Genomic DNA, 1638 nt, shown 5'->3' on the forward strand with positions numbered 1-1638 from the left:
CCGGCGAGCGCCTTGGCGAGATAGTCCTCGCGCTGTGCCCGGATCCGCGGGATCGCGTCCCGACCCGCGAGATCCGGTCCGTGGCAGGAATTGCACTGGTGCTTGGCGACCAGCGCCTGGGCCCGTGCCGTCAGAGCCGCATCGGCCGGCGGACCGGACCAGGCGGGCGGCGGCAGCGTCGCCACCGCGTCGGCGTAGCTGCGCAGGTCGTCGTCGGAGAATCCGGCAGCCACCTCGTTCATCGGCGGCGCCTCCCGCTGCTTCTCCCGGAACTGGAAGAGCTGCGTCACCACGTAGTCCGGGAGCTGCCCCCCGAGCGAGGGCACGCCCTCCGCCGCAGACATGCCCGCACCGTGGCAGCCGATACAGGGGGCGAGGCGCTCCTGCAGCGCTGCGTCCGGGGCGGCAAGCGCCGCACCCGCCAAGAGCAGCCCGCCGAGGGCAGGGGCCAGCCCGCGGATCGACCGGAGGTGGCGGCGCATCACCGGCCGTAGCTGACGCGGTAGATCGCGCCGTTGTAGTCGTCGGACACGAGCAGCGATCCGTCCTTGGCGACCAGAACGTCCACCGGGCGGCCGACATACTTGTTGTCCTGGAGGAAGCCGGTCAGGAACGGCTCCGTTGATGCGGTCTTGCCGTCCGGTCCGGGCTTGGCCACGACCACGTCGCCGCCGAGCTTGGCGGTGCGGTTCCACGAGCCGTGCCGGGCGACGAACATCGCGTCCCGGTAGGCCTCCGGGAACTGCGTGCCGGTGTAGAACCGCAGGCCGAGGGAAGCCGTGTGCGGGCCGAGGAGCGCCGCCGGCGCGGTGAATTCCGAGCAGGAATGACCCCAGCCGTATTCCGGATCCGTGAACGTGCCCTGGTGGCAGTACGGATAGCCGAAATGCTGCTTGCCCGGCTCCGTGAGCACGTTCAGCTCGTCGTTCGGGATGTCCTCCGAGACCCAGTCGCGGCCGTTATCGGTGAACCAGAGCTGCTTGGTCTTCGGGTTCCAGTCGAATCCGACGGTGTTGCGCACGCCGCGGGCGATCACCTCGGCGTTCTTGCCGTCGAGGTCCATGCGCCGGATCTGCGCGTGGGTGTCCGGCGGCATCACGATGTTGCCCGGGGCACCGACCGGCACGTAGAGCTTGTTGTCCGGGCCGATGGCGATGAACTTCCAGCCATGGGCCTCGTCCTTCGGCAGGTCGTCATAGACCAGGGTCGGCTTCGCCGCGCCGTCGAGGTGGTTCGCGATGTCGTCGTAGCGCCAAATCTTCGAGAGCTCGGCGACGTACAAAGCGCCGTCGTGGTAGGCGACGCCGTTCGGCCGATGCAGGCCCGACGCGATGGTCTTCACCTCGCGCTTGCCGTCCCCATCCGCCTTCGGAAGCACCGCGTAGACCTTTCCCACCGTCCGGGTGCCCACGTACAGCGTGCCGTCCGGCGCCTGGGTCATCTCACGGGCATTGGCGAGGCCGCTGGCATAGACCTCGATCTTGAAGCCCTCCGGCACCTTCAGCTTGTCAAGCGGCAGCTTGGCGGCCGCGGCCGCCAACGGCGGGCCCGCCACCGGCGCGAGCTTGGCTGCGGCGCCGCCTTCGGGGCGGCCGTAGAGCGCCGAACCGCGGTCGACCTGGACCCTGGCCGGCGGGG

General features: G+C 70.0%; 2 protein-coding genes. Both read right to left on the reverse strand.

Annotated elements, in window-relative coordinates; genetic code table 11:
* Nucleotides 1-482 (reverse strand): cytochrome c (locus I53_RS09455; protein ID WP_043349650.1); only part of this gene is annotated, 482 nt, incomplete at its 3' end.
* Nucleotides 482-1638: PQQ-dependent sugar dehydrogenase (locus I53_RS09460; RefSeq protein ID WP_051044741.1), on the reverse strand; the 1157-nt coding region annotated here is incomplete at its 5' end. The genes I53_RS09460 and I53_RS09455, both read right to left, overlap by 1 nt.

Source organism: Methylobacterium sp. B1, from assembly GCF_000333255.1.
In the GTDB taxonomy this organism is placed as follows: domain Bacteria; phylum Pseudomonadota; class Alphaproteobacteria; order Rhizobiales; family Beijerinckiaceae; genus Methylobacterium; species Methylobacterium fujisawaense.